Origin of the sequence: Brevundimonas sp. (assembly GCF_031082345.1) — a bacterium.
GTDB lineage: Bacteria > Pseudomonadota > Alphaproteobacteria > Caulobacterales > Caulobacteraceae > Brevundimonas.
In genome coordinates this window covers 32,212-33,595 of sequence record NZ_JAVHLH010000001.1, presented here as the reverse complement: position 1 = coordinate 33,595, position 1,384 = coordinate 32,212, and the positions used below count along the sequence as shown (strand labels likewise).

At 72.5% G+C, this 1,384-nt stretch carries 1 protein-coding gene; it reads right to left on the bottom strand.

Translation table 11 applies throughout. The annotated features are described in order from the left end of the window. Positions 1–28: 28 nt before the first annotated feature. Positions 29–1,360 (bottom strand): TldD/PmbA family protein, encoded by a 1,332-nt coding sequence (locus RDU12_RS00200; RefSeq protein ID WP_308683942.1) that lies wholly within the window; start codon positions 1,358–1,360, stop codon positions 29–31. Positions 1,361–1,384 lie beyond the last annotated feature (24 nt).

Sequence of the window (1,384 nt, the reverse complement as noted above, 5' to 3'; positions counted from 1 at the left end):
TCGGCGCCAAGTTCGTGGCTTGCGTCGCTCATTTGCCGGCGATGGCGACCGCGTCGAACATCAGCGACGGGCTGTTGTTGGCGCCCCGGAATTCGAGGTCCGAGCCGCGCTGCAGGCGGGCGTAGAGGTCGGTCAGCTTGCCGGCCACGGTGACCTCGCTGACCGGATAGGCGACGGCGCCGTTCTCGAACCAGAAGCCGGAGACCCCGGCCGACCAGTCGCCGGTGTTGGCGTTCAGCGACGGTCCGAACATGGAGGTGACCAACAGGCCGGTCCCGGCGTCGGCCATCAGGCCGTCGAGGTCGCGGTCGCCGGGTTCCAGATGCAGGCTGTGGGTCGAGACCCCGGGCGGGCCCGCGAGGCCGCGCGCGGCGTGGCCGGTGGAGGCGAGACCCAGCTGGGCGGCGGCGGCGCTGTTCAGCAGCCAGGTGGTCAGGACGCCGCCGTCAATGATTGATTGCCGGGTCACCGCCACGCCCTCGTCGTCGAACGGGGTCGAGCCGAGGCCGCGCGGACGGAACGGATCGTCGATCAGGTTGACGCCCTTCGGCAGGACAGCCTGACCGAGGCGATCCTTGAGGAACGAGGTGCCGCGGGCGATCGACGGGCCGGAGATGGCGCCGATCAGCGGCGACAGGATCTGCATGGCCAGCCGGTTCTCGAAGATTGCCGGGGCGGTGGTCGAGGCGATCTTGCGCGGGCCGGTGCGGGCGACGGCGCGGCGACCGGCCTCGGCCCCGATGTCTCCGGCCGAGGGCAGGTCGGACAGGTGGCGCGCCGCCCGGTTTTCGCCGCCACGCTCCATCGCCCCGTCCTTCTCGGCGATGACGCCGACGCCGAGCGAGAAGGCCGAGCCGTGATAGGCGCCGTCGAAGCCGTGCGAGGTCACCAGCCGCCAGCGGCTGGCGGAGGCCGAGGCGTGGCCGCCCTCGGAGCGGACAACGCCGGGCACGGCCAGGGCGACCGCCTCGGCCTCGGCGGCGACAGCCCCAAGATCGGCGGCGCCGCGTTCCGATGAATCGTAGAGGTCGAGGTCAGCGAAGGGGCCGCGGGCGAGGCGGTCCTGGGGCGCGAGGCCGGCGTAAGGATCTTCGGGGGCCAGTTTGGCCATGGCCACGGCGCGCTCGACGAGGCGGGTCCGGGTGGCGTCGGACAGGTCGGAGGCGGAAACCGTGGCCTGACGCCGGCCAATGAAGACGCGCAGGCCGAGGTCGCGGCTCTCCTCGCGCTCGACGTCCTCGAGGGCGCCGTTGCGGACCCCGACGGACAGGGCGGCGCGCTCGGCCGAGACCGCCTCGGCGGCGTCGGCGCCGGCCTTCAGCGCGGCGGCCACGACGTCGTTCAACAGGTTTTCGTCCATCTTGGGCATATGGCCGACGAAGCG